At 36.4% G+C, this 22,663-nt stretch carries 14 protein-coding genes, 1 tRNA gene and 1 pseudogene; 7 read left to right on the top strand and 9 right to left on the bottom strand.

The window, feature by feature from the left end; genetic code table 11:
• Positions 1 to 382 precede the first annotated feature (382 nt).
• On the top strand, positions 383 to 1,576 hold the full coding sequence (locus RGRSB_RS00665; RefSeq protein ID WP_119259386.1) for a glycosyltransferase: 1,194 nt from the start codon (positions 383 to 385) through the stop codon (positions 1,574 to 1,576).
• 124 nt (positions 1,577 to 1,700) lie between these two features.
• Here the strand turns inward: RGRSB_RS00665 and RGRSB_RS00660 are convergent.
• The 5 genes and pseudogenes from RGRSB_RS00660 to RGRSB_RS00640 form a co-directional block, all read right to left on the bottom strand.
• Positions 1,701 to 3,425: pseudogene (locus RGRSB_RS00660) on the bottom strand (succinate dehydrogenase/fumarate reductase flavoprotein subunit).
• Between the two features lie 253 nt (positions 3,426 to 3,678).
• Positions 3,679 to 3,750: transfer RNA gene (locus tag RGRSB_RS00655), tRNA-Asn, on the bottom strand.
• A 1,864-nt stretch (positions 3,751 to 5,614) separates the two neighbouring features.
• Complete coding sequence (tkt, locus tag RGRSB_RS00650) at positions 5,615 to 7,621, bottom strand: transketolase (protein ID WP_119260894.1); 2,007 nt, start codon at positions 7,619 to 7,621, stop codon at positions 5,615 to 5,617.
• Between the two features lie 278 nt (positions 7,622 to 7,899).
• A complete protein-coding gene (gene cysC, locus RGRSB_RS00645; protein ID WP_119259385.1) occupies positions 7,900 to 8,439 on the bottom strand; it encodes an adenylyl-sulfate kinase in 540 nt (179 codons plus the stop codon).
• Between the two features lie 124 nt (positions 8,440 to 8,563).
• Positions 8,564 to 9,748: a lipid-A-disaccharide synthase-related protein gene (locus RGRSB_RS00640; RefSeq protein WP_119259384.1), complete on the bottom strand. Its 1,185-nt coding sequence runs from the start codon at positions 9,746 to 9,748 to the stop codon at positions 8,564 to 8,566.
• A 1,002-nt stretch (positions 9,749 to 10,750) separates the two neighbouring features.
• On the opposite strand from RGRSB_RS00640, the gene thrC reads away from it, so the two are divergent.
• Together thrC and RGRSB_RS00630 are read left to right on the top strand one after the other, a co-directional pair.
• Complete coding sequence (thrC, locus tag RGRSB_RS00635; RefSeq protein WP_119259383.1) at positions 10,751 to 12,043, top strand: threonine synthase; 1,293 nt, start codon at positions 10,751 to 10,753, stop codon at positions 12,041 to 12,043.
• A 101-nt stretch (positions 12,044 to 12,144) separates the two neighbouring features.
• A complete protein-coding gene (locus RGRSB_RS00630) occupies positions 12,145 to 12,420 on the top strand; it encodes a MoaD/ThiS family protein (RefSeq protein WP_119259382.1) in 276 nt (91 codons plus the stop codon).
• A gap of 584 nt (positions 12,421 to 13,004) precedes the next feature.
• On the opposite strand, the gene RGRSB_RS00620 is transcribed toward RGRSB_RS00630, so the two are convergent.
• The 3 genes from RGRSB_RS00620 to RGRSB_RS00610 form a co-directional block, all read right to left on the bottom strand.
• Positions 13,005 to 13,373, bottom strand: coding sequence for a DUF1818 family protein (locus RGRSB_RS00620; protein WP_119259380.1), 369 nt, complete (start codon positions 13,371 to 13,373; stop codon positions 13,005 to 13,007).
• Positions 13,370 to 13,900 carry a hypothetical protein gene (locus RGRSB_RS00615; RefSeq protein ID WP_420822998.1) on the bottom strand — a complete coding sequence of 177 codons (531 nt, stop codon included), beginning with the start codon at positions 13,898 to 13,900 and terminating at the stop codon, positions 13,370 to 13,372. Before RGRSB_RS00615 ends, RGRSB_RS00620 begins: the two co-directional genes overlap by 4 nt.
• A 203-nt stretch (positions 13,901 to 14,103) precedes the next feature.
• On the bottom strand, positions 14,104 to 14,334 hold the full coding sequence (locus RGRSB_RS00610; RefSeq protein ID WP_119260893.1) for a DNA-directed RNA polymerase subunit omega: 231 nt from the start codon (positions 14,332 to 14,334) through the stop codon (positions 14,104 to 14,106).
• Positions 14,335 to 14,503: 169 nt separating this feature from the next.
• Between RGRSB_RS00610 and RGRSB_RS00605 the strand changes: the two genes are divergently transcribed.
• From RGRSB_RS00605 to RGRSB_RS00590, 4 genes are all read left to right on the top strand, one after another.
• Entirely contained in the window at positions 14,504 to 15,211 is a 708-nt protein-coding gene (locus tag RGRSB_RS00605; protein WP_119259378.1) for a GDSL-type esterase/lipase family protein, read from the top strand.
• A gap of 421 nt (positions 15,212 to 15,632) precedes the next feature.
• Entirely contained in the window at positions 15,633 to 17,246 is a 1,614-nt protein-coding gene (locus RGRSB_RS00600; RefSeq protein ID WP_119259377.1) for a SpoIID/LytB domain-containing protein, read from the top strand.
• A gap of 391 nt (positions 17,247 to 17,637) precedes the next feature.
• Entirely contained in the window at positions 17,638 to 19,002 is a 1,365-nt protein-coding gene (locus RGRSB_RS00595) for a TrkH family potassium uptake protein (protein WP_119259376.1), read from the top strand.
• 98 nt (positions 19,003 to 19,100) lie between these two features.
• Entirely contained in the window at positions 19,101 to 19,790 is a 690-nt protein-coding gene (locus RGRSB_RS00590) for a potassium channel family protein (RefSeq protein ID WP_119259375.1), read from the top strand.
• Between the two features lie 327 nt (positions 19,791 to 20,117).
• Here RGRSB_RS00590 and RGRSB_RS00585 read toward each other — a convergent pair whose 3' ends face one another.
• Complete coding sequence (locus tag RGRSB_RS00585) at positions 20,118 to 21,788, bottom strand: alpha-glucosidase family protein (RefSeq protein ID WP_119259374.1); 1,671 nt, start codon at positions 21,786 to 21,788, stop codon at positions 20,118 to 20,120.
• Positions 21,789 to 22,663 lie beyond the last annotated feature (875 nt).

The following is a 22,663-nucleotide window of genomic DNA, read 5'->3' as shown; positions in this document are numbered from 1 at the left end:
TCAAAATCGCACTCTAAACCGCGAGTTTTTTATTCAGATGACATAGACGATGGAAATCAGGTTTTTTTTAGAAAAATAACTGAATTATTTCTCTATAGAGTTGGAATATAAATTCAGAGTTTTTACATAAATTAGGATGTATGATATGAACCTGAAACTATTTTGTTTATAGTTTTCTTCCATAATCCTTTTTATTTTAAGTACCTGTGCCAATTTATTGAGTTAGTAAAATTAAATTGAAACAAGTCAAGTAAAATAAGCATATCTTTGACTAAAGATCGCTATATTTAACTAATTTCTGTTACTTGTTCTACAACCCAATCGACAATTAGTAATATTGTCAAGCTATTCTTAAACAACTTTTATTAAAGTTTAACAACTAATGAATCAATCCCTTCTCTCTACTCCCTCTGGGACTTTGAAAATCCCTTACTTTTGTACAACTAGAGAAATTGCTTGCGATTGTCTTCCTAAATTATCTCTCATTCTCCCAACTTATAACGAAGCTGGGAATATTAAGGATATCATTGAAATTTTAAGTCAGTTGCTAGATCAATATATTCCAGAACGTTATGAAATAATCATTGTTGATGATAACAGTCCTGATTATACTTGGAAATTAGCTCTAGAATTAACCTCTAACTATCCCCAACTGCACGTGATGCGCCGTGTTGAGGAAAAGGGTTTATCAACAGCGGTTATCCGGGGGTGGCAAGTGGCGCAAGGAGAAATTTTAGGTGTCATTGATGCAGACTTACAGCATCCCCCAGAAGTGTTAGAAAAACTATTGGAAGAAATGGAAAGAGGGGCTGATTTAGCTGTTGCTAGTCGTCATGTTGAAGGAGGAGGTGTTAGTGAATGGAGTATTTTACGTCGCGTTCTCTCCCGTGGGGCGCAAATATTAGGATTGATAATTCTCCCAGAAGTTATTAGTCGCCTTTCTGACCCCATGAGCGGCTATTTTATGGTGCGCCGTAATGCTATAGCCTGTAAGACTTTGAGTCCAGTAGGATACAAAATTCTTATTGAAGTGGCTGCAAGAGGTTGTATTAGTTGGATTGCTGAGGTAGGTTATGTGTTTCGAGAACGTCAGGATGGAGAGAGTAAGGTCACTTGGAAACAATATATAGAATATATTCAGCATTTATTGGGATTACGCTTATCAATTTCAGCCCGATTTATTAAGTTTAGTTTAGTCGGATTGACTGGTGTTGTTGTTGATATGGGATTTCTTTACTTATTAAGTGATAAAATCGGACCAGAATTGCCTTTAACACGCAGTAAAATTATTGCGGCTGAGTTGGCTGTTATTAATAATTTTCTCTGGAATGATTGTTGGACATTTGGAGATATTTCCCGCCGACAACCAGAAAAAAGACAAAGATTAAAACGCTTAATTAAATTTAATTTAATTTGTTTAGCAGGATTAGTTCTCAATGTATTTTTTTTGAATATGTTTGTTAGGATTTTTAACTATAATAAATATATAGCAAACTTACTAGCGATTATCCTGGTGACTCTTTGGAATTTTTGGTTTAATCTTAAATTAAGTTGGCGAGTTACAGAGATTGACTAAGAGTAACCTTGTCAAATCTTGGTGAACTTATAAAAAGCTGTCTTTCTTTATCAATCTTAGAAATCACAATCAGGTTGATCAATTTAATTAGTTTACAATAGATGGGAGATGCCCACCCTAAGAGTCAATACTTTCTTTCCTTAAATTCGAACATATTAATGACCACAAGAATATGTTGAATATCAATTTTTGCAGAAGAATAATAGGCTAAAGTATGTTTGAAGAAATTGACATCATCTCTTTGAGTATAGTCCTCTCGTGAATACGCACCTCGACTTTCTTGACGACTTAAAGCAGAAGTGAGAATAATTTCTCCTACCGTCATGATATTTTGTAACTCCATCGCCTCAATTAATTCCGTATTCCAAAAATAATCCTTGTTATCAAGATAAACTTGCTTATACTGTTGTTTAAATTGCTGAATTTTTGTTAATCCCTCTTTCATTTTCTTTTCGTTACGAAACACTCCACAATATTCACTCATACAATCTTAAAATTGCTTCTGTAATACTCCTAACCTAATAGTTCCTTTTTTATTTAAAAGAGTCTGGATTCGGTTTTCTACTGTGTCTAAATAAGCGTGGGACTTAATCTCAGAAAACTTGCGACCTTGGACATATTCAGCAATATTTCTACCTGTGATGCGTCCATAAACAACAGATTCTAATAAGGAATTACTACCTAAACGGTTTGCCCCATGAACTGAGACACAAGCACATTCTCCAGCCGCAAAGAGCCCTTCTGTTAATTTGGTTTCACTCAGGCGTACACGGCCTTGAGTATTTACGGGGATTCCTCCCATGCAATAATGAGCAGTGGGACGGACCGGTATGGGTTCATGGACTGCGTCTACTCCCACAAGTCGGTATGCTTCTTCCCAACAAAATGGAACTCGACTCATGATCATTTCCTTTCCCATATGACGCAAGTCCAAATAAATACAAGGTCCACCCGGATTGCCATCAGGATAGACTCCTCGTCCTGCCAGAATTTCACAGTTAATAGCACGAGAAGTAATATCACGGGGAGCCAATTCCAGATCAGAGCGGGCATAATCTTCCATAAACCGCCTTCCTTCGCTGTTGATGAGATAGCCTCCCTCTCCTTTTACCGCCTCGGAAATCAAAACCCCAACGGGATACAATCCGGTAGGGTGAAACTGAACAAATTCCATATCTTCTAAGGGGATACCCGCCATCGCAGACATAGCTAACCTGTCCCCCGTAGACGCATAATCATTAGAGGTTGTATTGAATACTCGTCCATAACCCCCTGTAGCAAACATGATTACTTTACTTTGGACAATTTAAAGTTTGCCATCTTCGATGCGATACATGATGATCCCTTTCGCATCCCCTTCTTCAAGAATCAATTGCATCACATACCATTCATCATAAATAGTAACATCATTACGATGGAGGTTATTAACTAATTCGTGGAGAATGGCATAGCCATTATCGGCAGCGTAACAAGTGCGATTGTAGGTATGACCACCAAAAGCTCGTTGAGAAATTTTGCCATTTTCTAAACGAGAAAATAGTACTCCCAAATGTTCTAAATCGATAATTACATCAGGAGCTTCTTTGGTCAATAAGATAACTGCGTCTTGATAGGCTAGGTAGTCTGAACCTTTGACGGTATCAAAGGCATGAGACTGCCAACTGTCTTTAGGATCAACATTTTTTAAACTGGCAGCAATCCCTCCTTGAGCCGCTATGGAGTGTGATCGAATAGGATGAGTTTTGGACACAACAGCTACATCAACTGTGGGGATGAGGTTTTTAATTTCTAGGGCGGCACGACATCCAGCTAACCCGCCGCCAACAATAACAACATCGTGTTGTAACATCTTGCATTAGATTATGATTCTTTATTTTCTATGGTGACTTAAAACCAGACCAGTGAAGCGAAATTTATAATCGGTATCAAATTTGAATATCAGAATGCAAAAAAACAACTTGTGAAAGTTTTAGGAAAATGAGTTGTTCATTTTTAAGTGAAGCAGATTTTGATAATATTACTGCTCATCCTAAGTTCAAAACTCAATAACCAATCAAATCAACACATCACCAATGAAAAAGTCGTACATAACCTTACATAAACTCCCCAGGTAGGATTCGAACCTACGACCAATCGATTAACAGTCGACCGCTCTACCGCTGAGCTACTGAGGATTGCTCCTTGCCATTGCAGATTCTAACAAAAAATCTGTAAATTTAGCAACCCCTCAATGAATATTTCATGATAATCTCCGCTGTCTAGGACGTTGTAGATTGTGATCTTAGGACTTTATCGTAGAAACATACCTAATTTCAACCCTCGTCTTTTATGCTTACTCATAACCGCTATCTTATCTTTTTGGCTTTAATCTTAACCGATTTACTTATTTTTCCTGTATTTGAAACTTCTGTTACGTTTTACTAGAGAAATCGTCTACTCTTTCACTTATAGATTGACCAGACACTGTTGAGTTGGGTTTATCTACGATAATAGAAACAGCTAAACGATTGATGTGGCTAGAAGTTTCTCATTCCGTTTCATTTTTATACCCCATAGGGGAGAAAATAATTTTTCTATAGTCGTTTTTTGGAAAAAGAAATTTATAGCTTGGGTTGTTACTGGTTGGATCATCATGAAGGTGAACTAGACGATGCTTTTCATTTAAAACACTATATCCGTAGTTTATAATCTGGATGGAGAAACCACGCCCAAATATTTATGATTAGAATGTGGATTGTGGTTAAGATGGGTTAAGATGGGTTCAGATGGGACGGACACTATATCCTAAATTTAGAAATTTATAACTTAGGTCGATACGAGATTGATACTCAAAAATTATCGGATTGTTTTGGCAATTACATTAATAAATGAGTATTTACTTATAAAATGTGCTTCGTATTCTGTTTTTATAAATATTCTCTGAGTTTTACTTAGTTCTGGCAAAAATTACTTAACCAGAGCAACCTTATTAGTGAAACCATGTTTTGACAATTACACCTTCCCCGTATTTTTGCTGTTTTAGTTGTGGGAGAAACATTAGGAGTATCTAGAATCTTGTCTCAAGGTAATGCAAGAAACTTTAAATTAGATTGTTAGCAATTTCAACAGACAAAGATGGACAGAAGTTAATACCACTAATACCTATATTGTACTAGTCTTAAATTGGGACTTGTTTATTGGGGCGATTACCTAATATTATAGTCTTAAGTGATAAGTTAGCTGTCGGGTTAGGGATATTCTCGGGATTATCATACTTATTTCGTTGGAGTAACTGCTGCGTTATTGAATGCACCTACTTTTAGAAGAAAATAATCATATTTAGTTAATCTTCTTATCGACCGCTAGGGAGACATTAGTGTTGTCTTGAGCTGATTTGTTTTCTTATTTAGACAATGTATGATTCTCAGTTTGAGGTATTGTTACTTTGCCAAAGTTACTTTTCATTTATTTGGTTACTTGATCGTTGTTTTAACGTAATTTAAAATTGCTATATTTTAGATTTAAAATTTACTAGTTTTGATATATCTTTTTATCTTGATATATTAATTTATATAGCAAAAAAATAAATATTACTTAACAAAAGTAAGAAATAAGATAATTCCGTTTAGCTGTGATAAGCACATTTTACTTTAATAAAGTATTTGTTAAATCAACTACAAACTAATTTATGCCTATTTATGTATTCTGTGACAAGATTTTTTATGAAAAAACTTATATTAAATAGTGTGCCAAGCTTAAGCAGAAGAAGGAGAGTAAATTAAGTGGTTGAACATCAATAAAAAACACCATCTAAATGTATGTTATGTAGTTAAAAGTTAGAGCTATAAACAAACCTAAAAGTAGGTTATCAGAGTTAGTTATAAGAACTCTGATTAACTAATATCATCTTCTCATTTAAGAGTATTTCTTACTGTATATTAATGAGCATGATATAGTTATTTGTGATAATTTATAACGAAATTTTATGAATGCCGATAAACATAATAGCCCTCTAAAATTTTAGAAGGCTATTAGTTGAGTTAATGACAGAAATGTGAATTAACTTAAGATTTCTTTTGCCTTAGCAACGACGTTCTCAACAGTATAGCCAAATTTCTTAAGGACGACATCACCAGGGGCAGAAGCACCAAAAGTATCAATGCTGACACTTGCGCCTTCATCCCCGACATAACGATGCCATCCAAAGCTGACTCCTGCTTCAACAGCGAGGCGTTTCTTAATTGCCTTAGGAAGAACAGACTCTTTATAAGCTGCATCTTGTTCTTCAAATAATTCCCAGGTAGGCATAGAAATAACTCGAACCTTTTTACCTTCATCGGTTAACACTCCTGCTGCATTAAGACAGAGTTCTACTTCACTGCCAGTTCCGATGAGGATGATATCAGGAGTTCCATCACAGTCGCTAACGATGTAAGCACCTTTCGCTACTGCATCGATAGAACTTCCAGCTAAGTTGGGTAATCCTTGGCGAGATAACGCTAACAAAGTGGGGCGATGACGATTTTCTATTGCAACTTTGTAAGCACCAGAAGTTTCATTACCATCCGCAGGACGAATCACGACCAAGTTAGGAATTAACCGTAAAGAGGCAATATGCTCAACGGGTTGGTGAGTAGGTCCATCCTCTCCTAAAGCCACAGAGTCATGAGTCATTACCCAAATCACTCCTGCTTCAGCTAAAGCAGAGAGACGAATAGCATTACGCATGTAGTCTGTAAAAACGAGGAAAGTTGCACCGTAAGGAATTAACCCGGATCCATGTGCCGCTATTCCATTACAAATAGCTCCCATGCCGTGTTCGCGTACTCCAAAACGGATGTTACGATTTTGGTATTGCCCTTTTTGGAAATCTCCAAGACCTTTAAGCAAGGTTTTATTAGAGGGGGCTAAATCAGCTGATCCACCAATTAGTTCGGGTAGTACGCCTGCAATCGCATTCAAGGTTACGCCCGATTGGTTACGGGTAGCGTCCTTTTTACTCTCGGGTGTATAAACAGGAAGAGCTTTATCCCATCCATCAGGTAAATCACCACTGACCATCCGTTCTAGGAGAACAGCATCTTTAGGATATTTAGTTTTGTACTGAGCAAATAACTTATTCCATTCTGCTTCGTAGCTAGCGCCGCGATCAACAGCTTTGCGAAAGTGGTCTAAAGCATCAGACGGGAGATCAAATGGAGCATATTTCCATCCTAAGTGCTCACGGGTGGCTTTAACCTCATCAGCCCCTAAAGCTGCCCCGTGGACGTCATGACTGTTAGCCTTGTTAGGAGAACCATAACCAATAGTAGTGGTAACTTTGATTAAAGAGGGCTTGTCGGTAACTGCTTTGGCTATCTCAATAGCTCTAGCAATACTATCTAAGTCTGTATTGCCATCTTCGACGTGCTGAACGTGCCAACCATAAGCCTCAAACCGTTTAGAGACATCTTCAGTAAAGGCAATATCTGTGGATCCATCAATGGAGATATGGTTATCGTCATATAAGGCGATCAACTTACCTAAGCCCCAATGTCCAGCTAAAGAACAAGCTTCTCCGGAAATTCCCTCCATATTGCAGCCATCACCTAAAATTACATAGGTATATTGATCGATGAGCTTACAATCTGGTTTATTGAATCTGGCGGCTAAATGAGCTTCAGCTAAGGCTAAACCAACTCCGTTAGCAATCCCTTGTCCCAAAGGTCCGGTGGTAACTTCAATTCCTTCAGTAACGTGGTTTTCAGGGTGTCCGGGGGTCTGTGAACCCCATTGACGGAATTGCTTAATGTCATCGATGGAAACACTGTCATATCCGGTTAGACACAACAGGGCATAGTGAAGCATACAGCCATGTCCAGCTGAGAGGACAAAACGATCACGGTTCAACCATCTAGGATTTTTAGGGTTGTGCCGCATGAACTTATCCCAAAGGACAAACGCCATTGGAGCCGCCCCCATCGGCAATCCTGGGTGTCCAGAGTTAGCTTTTTCAACAGCATCAATAGCCAAAAAACGAATAGAATTAATGCACAGTTCTTCGAGTGACTGGGTGGCAACGACCATAACTTTTCCTGGAATAAACTTACGACGATAAGACAACAATGGGTACTGAGTTTGATAACTGCTAGCTTTAGGCTGCCCCAAGGTTTGTCTTTATCATCCCACTCTTCCGTAACGATGGGAAGAGATAGTCCTACAATTTCCTTTGTGATCAAATTTTACAGTCGTCTATAGGAATTAGACATTAACAGATTGTGTCAAATACGTGTCTCCCGAAATAGACAAATCGACCACTATGGTATCTATACTAATTCAAGATTTTTTGATAATAATCAAATATTTTAAATAGATTCAGTCAGGTATCCCATCTCTTTAAGTTTTTGCCAAATTTTACTGACACTTTCTTCGAGTGATTCTAAATCAGTACGACATTCTATTTCAGGGTTTAATGGACATTCATACGGGTCATCAATTCCTGTAAAAGACTTGATCTCTCCCGAGCGAGCGCGTTTGTACAATCCTTTGACATCACGATTTTCACACACATCTAAGGGAGCATTTACAAAAACTTCTACAAAGTTTCCAACTTTAGCTCTAACTTCATTTCGGATGTCACGATAGGGAGAAATAGCGGAGACAAGAACGATTACTCCATGACGTGTTAATAAACTTGCTACAAAACCAATACGACGAATGTTTGTATCACGATCCTTCTTAGAAAAACCTAACCCTTTTGTCAAATTTGTTCTAACAATATCTCCATCAAGAACCTCTACAGAATAGCCTTCATCACTCAATTTTTTTCCTAAAACCTGAGTGATGGTACTTTTTCCAGCACCACTTAATCCAGTAAACCAGATAGTTACGCCCCGTTTTTCCATAGTGGCATCATAATCCTAACTAAGATGTCGTAATTTATATACAATCCTGAGAAGAATAACCTGAATAAGGACAGATGGCAATACATATAGGCTATATTTTGTTAGCTAAGGTCAAGTGTTGAGGTCACAATAATTGAGCAATCGCATTTGCTAGGCTATCAGAGCCTCCTTTTTGTCCTACCCGTTGCCGTCCATTTTCTAGACATTTCTCTAGATATTGGGAATCTTTAAGAATAGTTTGAATAGTGTGAGCCGCATCCGTGAATAGAGTGGGATTATTTGGAGTTTTCCCGATAGTTTGTACAGAAATCCCTAATAATCGCATTTGTGCATCAGCAAAACCATAAGTGAATTGGGGGCCATAGCCTGGAAGCTGTACAATAGGTTTCCCTAAACCGACTGCCTGCTCTACTGCTGTTCCTGCCATCCCCACAACTAAATCGCAATGTTGTAGGATATCGGCGAAAGCATTCCAGTAACACTGTACAACGATTGTTTTATTATGTTTAGTTTTACTGAATATTCCTGGTGATTTATATTGCCATCCCTGTTTTTTTGCAGTAGTTTGTAGATCTTTTTCTCTAAAACTAGACACTAAAGGAACTCGGAATTGTACTATTTCCAGTTCACTAATTGCCTCACATACCTTCAATTGTAATGTTAGGTTATGAAGAGCTTCAGGGAGACGACTTCCTGGTAGTAAAGCAATTGTTGGTATCTTGGGATCTAGGTTTAAATCGTTACCTGTAGGGGATAAGACATCTAAAATAGGATAACCCGCAAACACAGCTTTAGTCATACCCTGCTGTTGTAAATCTTCGGCGGTGAACGCATCGCGGGTAAATACTGCTAGACATCTATTTGATTGTAAACACCATTGAGTTAACCCAGGTAGCCGCAATTTGCCCTCATAATAGCTAGAAGTAGATACAAGAAAAGCTACGAAGGGACGTTTAGTGAGATAGGCCATGGTAACAGGAAAAATATCACCTACAGCGATACAAAAATCACAATTATGACGATAATTAAACAGAAATTGAATTTGACGTAATGTCAATCCCACTAGCCCTGATGCTAAATCTTTGACTAAATTAAATAAATGGGTGTAAAAAATCCCCCCAGATGGTAGCATTTGTCTTGGTCCAACGAGAGGAATTCCCAAACGCTGGTAAGCGTTTCCTGACCCTACTAACGCCATTGCCACAATGTTCATTTGGGGAGCAATTCTAACTAATGATTGGAGAATTAGACTTGCATTAAGGTCTTCTCCTGTTCCATTGCTAATGAATAATACCTGCTTTTTGAGCATGATAGTTTATTTGAGAAATCGTCTATTATAACTTGGAGTATTTAGAAAATAAAACTCTAAGATTAAGTATAATAAAATTATCTCCATATATTATCCATGAATGCGGGAAAGTTTAAGTAAAATATTAGAATAAGCAGATAGTCTGCCAAAATTAAATTTTTTTCTTATGAAACCATTTTAAGAAACTTAAGAATGTCTTGAAGGTAATCTACCTTTAGTTATTCTGGGAGTGGAATTGGTTTCCAGACTTTCTCTCGATGAAGAGTAAATGGGCTAGCAGTATCAAAAAATAATATTTATGATTTAATACTTTATCTTTTAAAAATAAGGATGACAAAGAAAGATTATACTGGACTTAATTATTTAATGATGTTAAATAAAATTTTGTTAAAGCCTGGTAGTTTTCTTTTAAATTTATTTTAAATTTAAAAGAAAACTGCCAATATCTTTGCTTTAATTTAGTTTAATTATTTTAATCAATAAAGAATCTTATCATTGGCACAAAATTTAATTTTTACACTTTGTTTTCGATGACATTCAATTATGGACAATGTATTTAAGTCGATTTAAGCACATTGTCCAAATTACCTGATCAATAATTGCTTTAGAATCTGTTGACTAATATTCTATATAAATATAGATATACTACGATATTGTCATAATTGAGTATAAATAACCATAGAAAGTCTTATCTGATTGTAATCGATCAAAATTAAGATTGTGAGTCTTATTACACTGAGTTGACTGCATTTCAATAATTGACCTGATAATGCATTAATATTTTTTTATTTTCTATAGTCTTTTTTTAAGGACTTTGAGAAGATCTGTTTTCGCATAAAAAGAACATACAAAACCATCTAACCATTAATGCCGACAAAAACAGTCGGGTATGTTTGACGAAATAAGTTGACCATGATAGTATGCTCAAAAGCGAGTAAGAAATTTACGGAAGATTACAAAATTTTTCAGTAAAAGATTCACGAGAAATCAGGATCGAAACCCATGACCCAGGCAGCACAAACCAAAACCGCCACTTTCACCCATCTTGTTTCCAAGGAAGGTGGTGTGAAATATCCCCTAAAAGCTCTTCATGTGTGTGAAGAAACATTTTCTCCTCTAGAAGTAGCTTATGATTACGATGCTATTCGCGCTCAAGTTAGTCGTGAAATCATCGAAGCAGGACCCAATTCCATTTGGCGTTATAAAGTATTTTTACCCGTGGAAAGCGAAAGTCCTATTGATGTTGGCACTGGGATGACTCCTTTGGTGAAATCAAAGCGCTTAGCTCGTCGCTTGGGTCTGAAAGATCTCTACATTAAAAACGATGCGGTGAATATGCCGACTCTCAGTTTTAAGGATAGAGTGGTTTCCGTGGCTATGACTCGTGCTAGAGAATTGGGCTTTACAACGGTTTCTTGTGCCAGTACAGGAAATTTAGCCAACTCTACCGCAGCTATAGCTGCTCATGCTGGGTTAGATTGTTGTGTCTTCATCCCAGCCGATTTAGAAGCAGGTAAAGTTCTCGGAACTCTTATCTACAACCCCACAGTAATGGCGGTTAAAGGAAACTATGATCAGGTTAATCGTCTTTGTTGCGAAGTAAGTAATAGCTACGAATGGGGATTTGTTAATATTAATTTACGTCCCTACTATTCTGAAGGTTCCAAAACTCTAGGGTTTGAAGTAGCTGAACAGCTTGGCTGGAAACTGCCCGATCATGTAGTCGCTCCTTTAGCTTCTGGTTCCCTCTATACTAAAATTTACAAAGGGTTCCAAGAATTCATAAAAACAGGACTAGTGGAAGATAAACTTGTCCGCTTTAGTGGCGCACAGGCAAAAGGCTGTTCTCCTATCGCCACCGCCTTTAAAGAAGGACGGGACTTTATAACTCCCGTTAAACCGAATACTATTGCCAAATCTATAGCGATTGGAAATCCAGCTGATGGGTGCTATTCTCTCGATATTGCCCGTAAAACTAATGGAAATATTGAAAGTGTCACCGATGCAGAAATTGTTGAAGGAATTAAACTTCTAGCGGAAACCGAAGGTATCTTTACCGAAACTGCAGGGGGAACCACCATTGCCGTCTTAAAGAAACTGGTAGAAGCTCGAAAAATTGAGCCTGAAGAAACTACCGTGGTCTACATCACTGGAAATGGACTAAAAACTCAAGAAGCGGTTCAAGGATATATCGGTGAACCTCTGACTATTGAACCAAAACTTGATAGTTTTGAACGTGCTCTGGAACGTTCTCGGACCTTGGAACGTCTTGAATGGCAACAAGTTTTAGTTTAGTCTCTGCGTAGTCGTCAGGATTTCCTCACTTCTTATACCTGATGGCTACACTTTCTTACTACACTAGATAATTGGTAATTATTAGTTATTGCTAAACAACTATGGCTGTTAAAGTATTAATTCCTACACCTTTACAAAAGTTTACGAACAATCGAAAAGACTGTGAATGTACAGCGAGTAACTTTAACGAACTCCTTGACTCCCTTGAAGAGACTTTTCCTGGAATTAAAGCACGTTTATGTGATGAAACTGGAGCTCCCCGTCGTTTTCTAAATTTTTATGTGAATAGTGAAGATATTCGCTTTTTAGATAATACAAACACTATTCTCAGTGATGGGGATGAAGTTAGTATTGTTCCGGCGGTTGCTGGGGGTTAAATCTAGATATTCGTAAATCAAAAACAGTGAACAGTGTTTATTCTGTTTGCTGTTTTGTCTTTATATAGGTGGATAATATCAAGCTTCAATTGATTAGATTAGAAATCATTTGATGAAAACTTTGTTTAACTACCTTATATAAATAATATTTATGCTCAAACGTATTTATATCAATTTTATTAGTTTTTTTACATAATTCCCGTTCTATTAAATTTATTTCTGGCTTATAAGTTGATAGAAAGAATAAGTAGAATCCTTTTTTAAGTACTTTCTGGCTCTACTTTATATACTTATTCGTCTAAAATTTTTCTACTTTTTTTAGTTCTTTTTTTGAGACATAGATAATCTCTTATTCTCGCTTTTTTGTCCTTATTTCTAGTCTTTTCTCTCAAGATTTTATAAATTATGCTGTAAGTTAATCTAATTTTTCTATTTTTTAAAACCTGTAAAAAGTTATTAGCTATTATGAGTTTTTTCTTTTTTCTAGAATTCTCTTTCGTCATTTATCGGAGAATCTTACAATTCTTATTTTTATTAAGTAATTTACCTAAAAATTATTTTTATTATTGTTTTTTCTAAAAAAATCAAGATACTTCGAATATTTTTACTACCTGAAATAATTCTCTTACCATCTCTTCAGACCAGTTTCCTTCGCAACAACGACCCTGGTTGAGAATAAGACGTAAGGAATAAGCATGGGGATATCCTTCTACTTCTAACCACAATAAGTCGCTTTCTGCTTCACAGGCAATTTTTTCAGCGTCCATTAACTCCTGAGACATCATTTCCATTGTCTCGGCTAACTGTTTAAACAAACGGCAAAAATCCTTGAATTCAGTTTCGGTCAATTCTATTGCCCAATCTTTGCCACCAATTAACCCTTGATAAGAAACAGCGTTAGGATTCCAGCCAATACGCCATCCTGCTCCTTTTTTAAGTATACGGTCCTTCATAACTTTAATAAGTCAGCATCCCCCGGCTTAGAAAGTCCAGGACCTATAGTAGGAGTTGGTTGGGAAAGTTCAGGTGTGGATTCTGTCTGAATTGTAGGAAGTTTTAGTTTTTTCTGTCTAGGAGCATAAATACTAACCAATAAATCCACTAACTCCTGACGTTGATGGCGGTTTAAACCTTGAATTGCCTCAACATCAGAAGTTAGTGGGTTACTTTGCAAAGTGGAACTTCCTGGATAGCGACTCTCTTTCATTGATTCATTCACTCCTAAATAGTCAGCCAGGGTAATTTTCCAATCAAGAGGAACACTAGGTTCCCGACGTTTTAAATCCCGATGATAGCGTATAAAACGACTGATTAAAGTTTGAAGAGGATCAATTGCTCCTGTATCTTTACGGATATATCGATTTTCTCTGGGAAGATAGGATAATTTTTCATAAACCATAGCGGCAGCTTCTTCAGGTCGCAGGGTTTGAGCGCTAACAGATTGAATTCTAAAACTATCATCTCGAGAGAATTTAAACATTCCCCCCCCTATAACTAGACTAGCGCTCAGAAAAAAAATGATCAGTAGTCTCATGTTTCGCTGGAGATATGAGCTAGAATTTCGAGGCTGAAGGGGTTTCCAAATCATAACTGACAATATTGAATATGGTTTATATATATTTTCTTTCCCATTTCTATGGTCTATATAGATAGGCTTGGTAAGCCTACCATAGATTTTAATGTTCAATTATCACTAATAATTTCAGGTTGGGTGAGTTCATCCGACATTTCAATGATGGCACGAATAGCCGGTTTCATTAAAGGATCGTCAATGCTATCAAATTCTTCATAACGACGACGTTTAGCACGGTTAGCTACTTGTACCGTAATTCGATAGCGGTTAGTCGCAGCATCGAGGAGTTCTTGAGCGTGATATATAACCTCAGATGAATCAAAAGCAAGTCTTTTTTGCATGAATGTTATGTAGTCCGGGTAACAGGCTAACCAAGGTTTATCTAGTTTAACAGTCGTTAGAACGACTGTATAGTCCAACACTAAAAATGATTACTATGTTAAGTTACAATCAACCTTCGTACAGAAACATAAAGCTGTTCAGAGATTCGCTTGAGGAGATATCCTTGTAATGCAAACTGTTAAGAAACCCGCTAGACTTTTAAAATCGCCTGTTAGGTCTCGACCTTTAAAAATAGTCGCTTTGGGAGATAGTTTGGTTTATGGATATGGTGATCCAGTTGGTGGAGGTTGGACAGAAAGACTGCGTCGTCAGTGGATGAGGGATTTACAAACTGGTCATGTCTTGTATAACTTAGGAATTAGGGGCAATTGCGTGTCTCAGGTGACTGAGCGGTTAGAAGGAGAATTTCGATATCGTGGGGAGTTGCGTAACCAAGTCCCTGATTTAATTATCCTTTCGGTGGGAGTTAATGATTCTCCTAGGCTAGGGCAACCTAATGGGCGCTCATTTACGGACTTTACAGTATTTGAGCAGCAAATTAACCATTTATTACACCAAGCGCAACAATTGTGTCCGGCTATTTTTATAGGAATGGTTCCAGTTTGTGAAGAAAAAATGCCATTTCTAGGTTGTTTTTACTTTAATCATTTTGATCAGTATCGCTATAAAGAAACTACTAAAAAAGCCTGTAATAATTTCAATATTCCTTATCTAGATATTTTTGATTTATGGTTAGGACGCGGAGAAGATTGGTTGCAATCAAGGTTAACCTCCGATGGACTCCATCCTAATGTTGTCGGTTATAAATCTTTGTTAAGAGATATCATTGATTGGCAATCCATTTCAAAATTGATGACTGATGTACAACTTTTTTAAGTTGAAATATAAATGTTTTCAAAGATCATAAATACTTTTAGATAGTCAATATTAATTAAGTTTACCTTTCCAACTTATTGTGCTTATCAGTTTCAATAAATAGCTAGTTTGAGCCTTCCAAGTGGTGTCGTGAATTCTTTATAGTTGCTATTGTAATACTTTGTATAATTCTACTTTGTAGAGTATTAAGTCGATCATTTGTAATATTTTACCATAATTGATGTGATACTACAAAACTTATGAATTTAAGTGTTAGAGAGTAGCAAAATTTTCTTCAATACGGCTAGCAACAATTTTTAATAAGATTCCGTCTAGGCAATGAGTTGGCTCGTGTTTACTGATGAAGAAATGTGAATTTCCCATAATTTTGATATAAAAAAAGACAAAGCATAAAATAGAAAAACTATAAATCTAGCTCAATATGGAAATTACCAAGACTCATCACCCAGTCAGGGGCAAACGTCTATGTATCAGTTTATTTTTCCTCCCTATTTTACTTGGAGGGGTTTGTACTTCTCCTGTAACAGCAACAGATGTTGAGCTAGATGTAGGAGTAGTTCAACGGTTTGGGAAAGAAGAGAAAGAAAAATTGGTCATTGCGGCTACTAGTGAGGATATCCTAACTCTAAAATTTAACGACGATGATAGTCAACAACAAATCATCCAAACCAACCAATTTACTATTGAAGTAGTTAAACAACCTTTATCGACACCTGTGCTACGAGAGAAAGTGATTTTGAGTAATCATGCTACTTTTGAAACCGCGGAAGACAGTGCAAACAAATGGAAAGAAAGAGGAATTAAAGTAGAGGTTACTCAACCTGAACAGTGGCAAGTTTGGGCAAAGCGTGATGTTTATGAAACCCCTTTATTACGTCGTTGGTTACTAGAAAATCTCAAAACTAAAGGATTTAGAGATGTCCATCTTGAATTAGAAATTTTAGCGGCAACCCCCCGAGCAACTTTTACCGTAGCTGGTAAAATCTATAGTCCTGATTATTTAGAGATAATCCCAGGAAAAAATCCTGTTCAAGTTAGTCTGAGTCAAGGGAAAGCCCGTTATTATGGGGGGAGTTTGCGGCTACAACCTAACGCCTATGGAACTTATACTTTAGTTAACAATATTCCCCTTGAAACTTATCTCAGGGGAGTTGTCCCTCACGAAATCGGATCATCTGCCCCCCTCAATGCAACGAAAGCTCAAACAATTATCGCCCGTACTTATGCCTTACGGAATGTACGACGGTTTCAAGCGGATAACTATCAATTATGTGCTACGATTCACTGTCAAGTTTATTATGGACTAAGTGGAACTAGTCCTAAAGCTGATCAGGCGATCGCAGCGACTAAAGGCTTAGTATTAACTTATGAAAATGAGTTAGTAGATGCTCTCTATTCCTCCACTACAGGAGGAGTTACGGCTAAGTTTAGTGATGTTTGGAATGGAGAAGAAAGACCTTATCTTAAGGCGGTTATTGACTCTCCTAAAAAACTTTGGGACTTATCAAAAATATCCTTAGCTAAAGAACAAAACTTCCGTGATTTTATTAGTTTAGAAAATGGCTTTAATGAAACAGGAAGAAATGTTTTCCGTTGGAATCGACAAGCAACTCTTGAAAGTTTGAGTCAGGATTTGAAAAAGTATCTTGAAAAACGCAAACATCCATTAGCAGACTTAAAAATGATTCAATGGATGGAAGTTATTGAAAGATCGGAATCTGGGCGCATTTTGACCATGAAAGTAGAAACAGATAAAGGTTCTTTAGAGTTACATAAGAATGAGGTTCGTAGTGCTTTTCATCCACCTCGCAGTACATTATTTTATCTAAAACCTATCTACAATAATCAGAAACAATTAAGAGGGTTCGCCTTTGTTGGAGGGGGATTTGGCCATGGTGTAGGGATGAGTCAATACGGATCTTACAATTTAGCTAAATTAGGTTGGAATGCCGAAAAAATCCTTTCTTTTTATTATCCAGGAGCAACAATTGAGCCCCTTAATGAATCAATTGTTTTTTGGCGATCACAAGAATAAATAATCAAGACTACTTAAATCAAAGGTAGATAAATTCCAAATTGAACTTTTTTTATTGACGAAGTTACCGAATCAATACTGGGCTTTCAGCCGGGAGTGAAGGGACAGTATGTCGTGCCCTTACTTAATAGTAAAATTAGTTCTCAGACTCATCAGTAATATTCTTGGCTCTTCTAGACTTAGTATGATAAATTAGTGACATAATACAGTCAGAACAAAAGTCCTGACTGTATTATGTCACTCCGAAAATTGAATCTCGATAAAGATCAAGTCTTGGGGGCTTGAGAGTCTTGCAACGCAAAACTTTCAGATTTTTTTATTATAAAGTTGTCAAAGACAGTCTAAAAAGTTATATTTTCTTGGTTTTCCCCGTTACTTGCTATCTTTTTTTATGACTATTGCTCGTACTATTTGTTTAGGGTTTTTGGCTGTCATTTCAGTGGGGACTTTCCTGTTAATTTTACCATTTTCTACTTATGATTATCACTGGAATAACCCAATCATCGCCTTATTTACGGCAACTTCTGCTGTTTGTGTAACTGGCTTGATCGTAGTTGATACAGGGAGCTATTTTTCTTTTTGGGGACAATTAATTATCTTGCTATTAATTCAAATAGGAGGATTAGGATATATGACAACAACAACTTTTTTAATATTATTAACTGGTCGGCGATTTGATCTTCGACAAAAATTAGCTATTCAAGAATCTTTAGATCGTCCTCTTCGCCAAGAAAATAGCAAAACAATTATTCGTTCTATCATTGGAATGACCCTTCTTTTTGAGATTGTAGGAGCTTTACTATTATTTAATTTTTTTAAAGAAAAATACGGGGAAATCGGTGCACTATGGATATCTATCTTTCATAGTATCAGTGCCTGGAATAATGCGGGATTTAGTCTTTTTCTAGATAGTTTAGTTGGTTTTCAAGATTCTCTTATAATTAATTTTGTTATCGCTTTTTTAATCATTTTTGGAGGTATTGGTTATTCAGTTATTATTGAACTTTATCTGTGGATTTTACACAAAATTAAAAAGCGTAGAGAAAGGGTTTTTTTATCTCTTAACTTCAAAGTGGTTATTAGTACCACAGCCTTTTTACTGATACTGGGAACAATCATGTTTCTATTAGTTGAATATAAGAATCAGAACACCTTAGCATCACTAGATTTTAGAAGTAAATTATTAGGGGCATGGTTTCAATCTGTAACAACTAGAACTGCAGGATTTAACAGTATTGATATTGGAGGAATGACAATCTCTGGACTATTCTTAACGATGGGTTTTATGTTTGTTGGGGCGAGTCCAAGTGGAACAGGAGGGGGAATTAAAACCACAACGCTTCGTATCTTAACTAACTGCACCCGTTCAGTTCTACGGGGTAACGATCAAGTGGTGATGTATAAGCGTGAGATTCCAGTTTCTCTAATTTTAAAAGCAGTAGCTGTTGTTTTTGGTTCAACCATTATGGTAATTTCTATTACTTTTCTTATTTCCTTTATTGAGATTAGTTTTCACCCGGCTTTCTTTGATACTGAGGTCAGTTCATTTCAAGTTTTATTTGAGGTAATTTCAGCCTTTACTACGGTAGGACTTTCCACCGGAATTACCGCCAGCCTTTCTCCCCTGTCACAACTTTTAATAATTCTAGCTATGTATACTGGAAGAGTAGGTATTCTTGTATTTATGGCAGCTATTGTCGGTGAAATCAATCCTAGGGTTGTTCAATACCCTGAAGAACGTTTGTTAGTTGGATAAGGAATGGGTTAAGTTATCTCATGATTTTCAATCCGAAAAGGTAAGATAAGGAGTGAAGAACTGCACCTTTTGAATAACAAAAGAATAGGGGGAGAACATTGAAATCCTTAAACTTTTTGAATAATCTTCGTAGAGAAACTCGTCAATTTGCGGTTATTGGTTTAGGTCGTTTTGGACGAGCTGTCTCTGGAACACTGTATAAACTGGGCTATGAAGTGTTAGGAACTGACATTAAAGAATCCCTAGTAGCACAAGTTTTAAATGAGAAAATTGCTTCTAGTGCTATTCAATTAGACTCAACTCAACCTAATGCTTTAAAAGAGGCTGGAATTTTTGAATTTGATACAGTAATCGTGGCTATTGGAAACTATCTAGAAGAAAGTATTGTTACGGCCCTCAACGTAAAAGAAGGTGGTGTTGAATGGGTTGTTGCTAAAGCATCTTCTAAGGTTCATGGAAAGTTATTGGAACGAGTAGGAGCAGATTTAGTGGTCTTTCCTGAATATCATGCAGGATGTGAATTAGCTTATACTCTAACAAAACCAGCTATTCTTGAACGGTTTGATCTTGATCCTGATCACAGTATTGTAGAAATTTGGGTTCCTGAGGAGTTTCACGGAAAAACAATCGAGGAATTAAATCTTCGAAATCGTTATAAAATCAACGTTTTGGCTACTGGAAAAGAAGATAAATTTAAAATAAACCCTAGTCCCCAAGAAAAACTTGATAAAAACTTAGTTATGGTCATTATTGGTTCCAATAGGGATATTCAACAATTGCCAATTTAATGGTAATAAATCCGCTAATTAGCAGTCTACCCGACGAATAAATCTATTGAGGATAGAATGGATAGGAATCAAACGGAAATCAACCGAAAACTAGAAAATTTTTAAACAGATACATTGGATCAGAAACGCATTGTTGCGACTTATTTAGTTGTTCTGATCGTGTTTATTTTTGGAAAACTAGCTAAGTCATTTTGATTTACTGGGAATTCTTGAATAAATAGGCTGGCTATCATATTATCTTTTTGACAAACCTAAAAGTCAATATGATTCCCTTTTTTGACGCTCCTGCTAGCAATCGTAGAAGAAGCATCAAATGATAATGCCTAATTACGACTCTCGTTCAAAGATACCAAAGCCAAAAGGTTCCATTTCGACGGTTCTTTGTCCATTGCCCAAATTAGTTGCGGGGAAACTTATAATATTAGACCCGACAAGTTCCTTTCCATATCGAAAAGAAATAAGATAGGAATTGGTTTGTTCACTAATGTTAAAGACACAAAGAAGTTCTTGATCAGGGGTTTTTCGTAAGAAGGATAAGACACTATCTCCGGCTTCAATCAATTCCACTGACCCATATTTTAAAGCCGGCTGACGATTACGCCATTTTAGGAAAAATCGAAAATAGTTAAGCATAGAATCTTCCCGTTCTTCTTGAGCCGAAACTGCAAGAGACCGGTATCGTTCATCGACAGGAAGCCAGGGTTCCTCATTATCTGTAAACCCAAAATTGTTTGCGTCTGATTCCCAAGGCATAGGAGTTCGACAGCCATCGCGTCCTGCAAAATAAGGATAGAAGAAAATCCCAAAAGGATCTTTCATCTTCTCTTTAGAGACATTGGTTTCTGTTAGTCCTAATTCTTCCCCTTGATAAAAACAAATGATACCCCGTAGAGTAGGTAACAAAGAAATGAGCATTTTCTCAAAAGCTGGTATTAGGCGAACATCGTCCGGTTGCCACCTCGACCTAGCACGAGGAAAGTCATGAGTACTCATAGTGATACAGATCATTTCTTCCTCATCCGCTTCGAGATAAAGAGATAAATCTTCGATCGCCTCGGCAATCAATTTGGGTGTTAGTTTGTCATTAACTAACAAAGCACTATTGTACGCTGAGTGTAATCGATTTGCTCCCCGAATATACTCAACCGTTTGTCGCATGGGATCATCAGCCGCCACAATTTCTCCAATAGCAAAGGTTCCGGGGTATTTATTCAGAGTTTTGCGGATGCGTCTTAAAGATTTGATGTTTTTAACCTCATTCATATTGTGGAGGTTAATAAAGTTAGAGTACGGATTAAGAGGAGAAACTCCATCTTGATTTGGCATTCCTTTGGTACGAGTCGGATTATCTAGTAGATTTTGATCATGCATGTAATAATTACAAGCATCGAGACGTACCCCATCAACCCCTTTTTCTAGCCAAAATTCTACCACTTTCATAATTTCTCTAACGACATCAGGGTTATGCCAGTTGAGATCAGGTTGGCCATCAATAAAATTATGGAGGTAATATTGTTGGCGAGATTCGCACCATTTCCAAGCAGTTCCCCCGAAAATTGACAACCAATTATTTGGAACATCTCCATGGTTAGAATCAGCCCAAATATACCAATCTGCTTTGGAATTATAGCGATTAGAACAACTTTCAATAAACCAAGGATGAACATCAGAAGTATGACTCCATACCTGATCAACTACAATTTTAAGATTGCGGGCGTGGGCTTTCTCAATTAATTCCTCAAAATCTTCTAAGGTTCCAAATAGAGGATCAACCGCATAATAATCTGAAATATCATATCCATAATCCTTCATAGGGGATTGGTAAAAAGGCGTGATCCAAAGAGCATCAATGGGAAGAGATGCTAAATAATCGAGCTTTTTGATGATTCCTTGTAAATCTCCTACACCATCACCATTGCTATCGTAAAAGCTACGGATATAAATTTCATAAATTACGCATCCATACCACCATGGATATTTTGATTGGAAACTAGACATCAGAGTAGTCACCTCAAAAAACGAAGGTTAAAAAAAACAGAGTTGAAATCGAGGGGCAAATTGGAAGACCTTTGATGATGAGAGTTTTGGCTTACACCAACTGCTCAAAAACAAATAACTGTCAATTAGAGGCCTATTGTTCGTTATGTCGTTGTCATCAACAGCTATTTAATGGACACACGGCACCCGATTATATCACCAATATTAACCGATAATATCTCCTAAAAAGTTACTACGATTATTCTATACCTAATAAATAGGTAAATTAAAAATAAGTCTGAAATAGAAAAGCTTTTTAAAAAGAGCAATTACTAGACACCAGCTCACCCAAAGATCAGACTAACACAATTATAATAAAAAAACTATTAAAGATTACTATTAATTGAAATTAAACTTCAAAACGATAACAAAAATGAGGACATAAAGTCAAATTAAATAATTTTTTAAAAAAAATAATTAAAAATAAAATTTCTAGTACTTTTAATAAAGTAACTTAAAAAAAGAAAACATAAAATATCGTAAATAGTTGTCAAAAGAGAATAAAATAACTTACAGTAGTCGATAACTATTTAAGCTCTTAAAATAAGAAAAAATAGAGCAAATTCTATAACAATTATTTGCTGAAAAAATAATTAAAAATAAAAAATAGTGAGTATAAAAATTAATCTATATCCTAAAGGAGGATAATCTAAGCAAGCAGAGCGGTGAATACTGTATTTTTTTAAAAGTGAGAGTATATATATGGCTATCTTACTGAGATAAACCAGATTTTAGTCTATAAAAATTAGTAAATTAGACTTATATACAAGTCAGGAAATAAAAAATAGTTCTACAAGATAAAAAAATATTATTAAATATAATAATGATATACCAAC

Origin of the sequence: cyanobacterium endosymbiont of Rhopalodia gibberula (assembly GCF_003574135.1) — a bacterium.
Taxonomy (GTDB): Bacteria; Cyanobacteriota; Cyanobacteriia; order Cyanobacteriales; family Microcystaceae; genus Rippkaea.
This window is presented reverse-complemented; position numbering and strand designations above follow the sequence as displayed.

Excerpts from the sequence above, each read along its gene's own strand:
- RGRSB_RS00585 (WP_119259374.1), bottom strand. The coding sequence starts at position 21,788 with ATGTCTAGTTTCCAATCAAAATATCCATGGTGGTATGGATGCGTAATT.
- RGRSB_RS00615 (WP_420822998.1), bottom strand. The coding sequence starts at position 13,900 with ATGTTTAAATTCTCTCGAGATGATAGTTTTAGAATTCAATCTGTTAGC.
- RGRSB_RS00620 (WP_119259380.1), bottom strand. The coding sequence starts at position 13,373 with ATGAAGGACCGTATACTTAAAAAAGGAGCAGGATGGCGTATTGGCTGG.
- RGRSB_RS00640 (WP_119259384.1), bottom strand. The coding sequence starts at position 9,748 with ATGCTCAAAAAGCAGGTATTATTCATTAGCAATGGAACAGGAGAAGAC.
- RGRSB_RS00600 (WP_119259377.1), top strand. The coding sequence starts at position 15,633 with ATGGAAATTACCAAGACTCATCACCCAGTCAGGGGCAAACGTCTATGT.
- RGRSB_RS00610 (WP_119260893.1), bottom strand. The coding sequence starts at position 14,334 with ATGCAAAAAAGACTTGCTTTTGATTCATCTGAGGTTATATATCACGCT.
- RGRSB_RS00605 (WP_119259378.1), top strand. The coding sequence starts at position 14,504 with ATGCAAACTGTTAAGAAACCCGCTAGACTTTTAAAATCGCCTGTTAGG.
- cysC (WP_119259385.1), bottom strand. The coding sequence starts at position 8,439 with ATGGAAAAACGGGGCGTAACTATCTGGTTTACTGGATTAAGTGGTGCT.
- RGRSB_RS00665 (WP_119259386.1), top strand. The coding sequence starts at position 383 with ATGAATCAATCCCTTCTCTCTACTCCCTCTGGGACTTTGAAAATCCCT.
- RGRSB_RS00595 (WP_119259376.1), top strand. The coding sequence starts at position 17,638 with ATGACTATTGCTCGTACTATTTGTTTAGGGTTTTTGGCTGTCATTTCA.
- tkt (WP_119260894.1), bottom strand. The coding sequence starts at position 7,621 with ATGGTCGTTGCCACCCAGTCACTCGAAGAACTGTGCATTAATTCTATT.
- RGRSB_RS00630 (WP_119259382.1), top strand. The coding sequence starts at position 12,145 with ATGGCTGTTAAAGTATTAATTCCTACACCTTTACAAAAGTTTACGAAC.
- thrC (WP_119259383.1), top strand. The coding sequence starts at position 10,751 with ATGACCCAGGCAGCACAAACCAAAACCGCCACTTTCACCCATCTTGTT.